2 protein-coding genes and 2 pseudogenes are annotated in these 3,704 nt (G+C 74.7%); 1 reads left to right on the top strand and 3 read right to left on the bottom strand.

The annotated features are described in order from the left end of the window. Window positions 1–1,108: pseudogene (locus ABWK99_RS14590) on the bottom strand (hypothetical protein); the annotation flags it as partial. A gap of 9 nt (window positions 1,109–1,117) precedes the next feature. Beyond that, window positions 1,118–1,219, bottom strand: a pseudogene (locus tag ABWK99_RS14585) (DUF2510 domain-containing protein); the annotation flags it as partial. Window positions 1,220–1,461: 242 nt separating this feature from the next. Here ABWK99_RS14585 and ABWK99_RS14580 point away from each other — a divergent pair. After that, complete coding sequence (locus tag ABWK99_RS14580) at window positions 1,462–1,887, top strand: hypothetical protein (protein ID WP_372595425.1); 426 nt, start codon at window positions 1,462–1,464, stop codon at window positions 1,885–1,887. Window positions 1,888–1,899: 12 nt separating this feature from the next. Here ABWK99_RS14580 and recQ read toward each other — a convergent pair. Next, a partial coding sequence (gene recQ, locus ABWK99_RS14575; RefSeq protein WP_372595424.1) for a DNA helicase RecQ occupies window positions 1,900–3,704 on the bottom strand: 1,805 nt, incomplete at its 5' end.

Genomic DNA, 3,704 nt, shown 5'->3' with positions numbered 1-3,704 from the left:
CGACCTGCCCGCTGCCGGGAACGGCGATGTCCTGACCCGTGGGGATCGGCCTGCCGAGGCCGATCGCACCCATCGCGACGCCGAGCCACAGCGTCGGCGCGACGACGTAACGCAGTCCGCTCTCACGATGGCGGGCGGCCCAGGCGACGTAGCCCCCGGCCACCGCGACGCAGACCGCCGCGAGCACGATCGGCATCGACGCGCCGCGCAGCTCCGGAGGGAAGGCGAAGCCGTCGACGGTCGAGGTGACGAGCATGAGCGGGAGGATCAGCCCGCCGACGGCTTCCATCGCCCGGGCGACGACGACCGCCCCGTGCCTGAGCAAGAGGGCAGCCGCCGCGAACGTGACCCCGGCCGAGGCGAGCTCGGCGACGGGACGCATCGCCGGGGCGACCGACCCGAACGCGAACGCCACCAGGCCGAACACCCCGACGAAGAGCAGCAGCACGCCCAGGTAGGCCAGTCCGTGCACGGCGACGTCGGAGCCGATCCGCTCCCAGGTACCCGCCCACCAGCGGGCCACCGGACCGGGCTCGCGCGGAGCGCGGGGGAGGGCAGTCGCGCGCAGGGTCGGCGCGGGTGGAGAGGGCGACCCTGCCCGGTGATCGACGGACCACGGGCCGGCCGAGGTTCCGGCCTGCGACGCGGAGCCAGGCGTGACCGGGTACCCCGACGAGCCGGGCGCCGTCGGGTACGCCACCGATCCGGGCGGTGCGGCGTATCCGGTCGCCTCGGGCTGCGGTGGCCGATCGGCCCCTCGGCTGGTCGCCTCAGGATGCGCGAACAGGGAGTCCTCGGAGCTCGGGCGCCCGGACCCGGCGTGCGTCTCGCCGGGGTGCGCCTCGCCGGGGTGCGCCTCGCCCACGTGCGCGTCGGCCGGGGCCGCCTCGGCCCGCGCCCTGGCCGCAGCACCCGGGACGCTCGCCGCCTCCATGGCCAGCTCCTGCACCAACCCCACCAGTCCCGCACGCTGCTGCGGGCCGAGGGCACCGCGCGCCTCGGCATCGGGAAGGAAGACCTCCTCCACGAAGCGCAGGGCCGGCAGGTCGTCGCCCGTGAGCCCCCGCCGGACGGGGCTGTCCGTCCAGGAGCGGTAGCCGTCGCTCAACCACCCGGTCCAACGCGCGCCGTCCCACCAGCGAGAGGCCGGGCGGCCGTCAGGCGCGGGGTACCAGCCCGGTGGCGGGGACGACGGCGGGACGGGCCCGGGCGCGTTCATTGCCGCGCCGTCGTCGGGCGGTTGCCGAGCCGTGCCCCTGCTGCGTTCCGCACGCCGCTCTCCTCACCGGGCCCTCGTGGGCCCGCGGCTCATCCTGGCGCACGGGGTGCGGGTCGGTGGGGGAGATCACCCGCTCGGGCGTGGGGCGCGCCGTCGTCATCGGGCCTGGGGACAACCCCCGTGCGCGAGAACGCCCCGGGCCCCGGAGCGCGGACGGGCGGGCCCGCCGCTAGCGTGGACGGATGATCGAGGCACCGCTGCTGCGTGAGCTCGGGCTCGGCGCTGCGGTGAGCGCGGCGGGCGGCGGCGCTCTGTGGGCCGGCGGGCGCAGGAGCAGTCGGACGCAGGTCGAGGCCTTCGGGCGGCAGACGGTGGACTGGGCCGCCATCAACGCCCTCCTGGCACTCGGTGGCTGGGCCGCGCTGAGGCGACGCTCGACGGCGGGGTCCCGCAGCGACGAGACCGCGGACCGGGTACGCAGGCTGCGGCGGGTGCTGCTGGTCAACGCCGGACTCGACGTCGGCTACGTCGTCGGCGGCATCGCTCTGGCACGGACCGCACGACGGGGTGACGGGCTGGCGATCGTCGTCCAGGGCACGTTCCTGCTGTGGCTCGACACCCGCCACGCGAGACGGCTCCGGAGCGTGGACGGGCGGGGGCAGGCGTAGCGGACGGACCGCTCAGGCGAGGACCGCCAGCACGTCCGCGCCGTAGCGCTCGAGCTTCGCGGCACCGACCCCGCTCACGCCGCCGAGCTCCTCGAGGGACCGGGGGCGCCGCTCCGCCATCGCCCGAAGCGTCGCGTCGTGGAAGACGACGTAGGCGGGCACCCCCTTCTCCTTCGCGACGCCTGCGCGCCAGGCCTTGAGCCGGTCGAACAGGTCGACGGCCTCCTCCGGGAGGTCGGCGACGGCCGCGGCCCTCGCCTTGGCCTTCGCCCGGACGGCCTTCGCGGCCCGCGGCGCCTCCGTGCGCAGCATCACGGTGCGCTCCCCGGCGAGCACCGCACGCGAGGCCTCGACCAGGTGCAGGGTGCCGTACCCGGAGGAGTCCACGCCGAGCAGGCCCTGCGCGAGCAGCTGGCGCACCACCCCGCGCCAGGCGCGCTCGTCCAGGTCGGAGCCGACCCCGAAGACGGAGAGGTCCTCGTGGCCCAGCTGCGCGACGCGCGGTGTCACCTTGCCGAGCAGAAGGTCGATGACGTGCCCCGCTCCGTAGCGCTGCCCGCGCTGGTCGAGCCGTACGACGGCGGACAAGAGCTTCTGCGCCGCGACGGTCCCGTCCCAGGCATCGGGCGGCGCGAGGCAGGTGTCGCAGTTGCCGCACGGCTCGGAGTCCTGACCGAAGTAGGCGAGCAGCTGCACCCGCCGGCAGGTCACCGTCTCGCACAGCGCGAGCATCGCGTCCAGGTGCGCCGAGAGCCGACGCCGGTGCGCGGCGTCCCCCTCGGAGGTGTCGATCATGCGGCGCTGCTGGACGACGTCGGACAAGCCGTAGGCGAGCCAGGCGGTCGACGGCAACCCGTCGCGTCCTGCGCGGCCGGTCTCCTGGTAGTAGCCCTCGACGGACTTCGGCAGGTCCAGGTGAGCGACGAACCGCACGTCGGGCTTGTCGATCCCCATCCCGAACGCGATGGTCGCGACCATGACGATGCCGTCCTCGCGCAGGAAGCGGGACTGGTTCGCGGCGCGCGTCCTGGAGTCGAGACCCGCGTGGTACGGAAGGGCGGGGATGCCCTGAGCGACGAGGACGTCCGCCGTCTGCTCCACCGAGGCGCGCGAGAGGCAGTAGACGATCCCTGCGTCGCCCTCGTGCTCGGTGCGCAGCAGCTCGAGCAGCTGGGCGCGCGGGTTGTCCTTGGGGACGATCCGGTAGGTGATGTTGGGTCGGTCGAAGCTCGCGACGAAGGTGCGCGCGTGGTCCAGGCCCAGGCGGGTGCGGATCTCGGCAGCCGTCTGGCTGGTGGCCGTCGCGGTGAGCGCGATACGCGGGACGTCGGGCCACTGCTCCCCGAGGACGTGCAGCAGCAGGTAGTCGGGCCGGAAGTCGTGACCCCACTGGGAGACGCAGTGCGCCTCGTCGATCGCGAACAGGGCGACGGGGGCTCGGGACAGCAGCGCGAGCGTCTCGGGCACGCGCAAGCGCTCGGGGGCGAGGTAGAGGAGGTCGAGCTCGCCTGCGAGCAGGGCGCGCTCGGTGGCGCGGCGCTCGTCGTAGCCCTGCGTGGAGTTGAGGAAGCCGGCGCGGACGCCGAGGGCCGAGAGCGCCTCGACCTGGTCCTGCATGAGGGCGATGAGCGGGGAGACGACGATGCCCGTGCCCGGACGGACCAGCGCGGGGATCTGGTAGCAGAGCGACTTGCCGCCGCCGGTGGGCATGAGGACGAGCGCGTCCCCGCCTCCGACGACGGTGTCGATGATCTCCGCCTGCTCGCCGCGGAAGGACGCGTACCCGAACACGCTGCGCAGCGCCTCGAGCGGCGTGG

Origin of the sequence: Actinotalea sp. (genome assembly GCF_041597215.1) — a bacterium.
GTDB lineage: Bacteria > Actinomycetota > Actinomycetes > Actinomycetales > Cellulomonadaceae > Actinotalea.
This window is presented reverse-complemented; position numbering and strand designations above follow the sequence as displayed.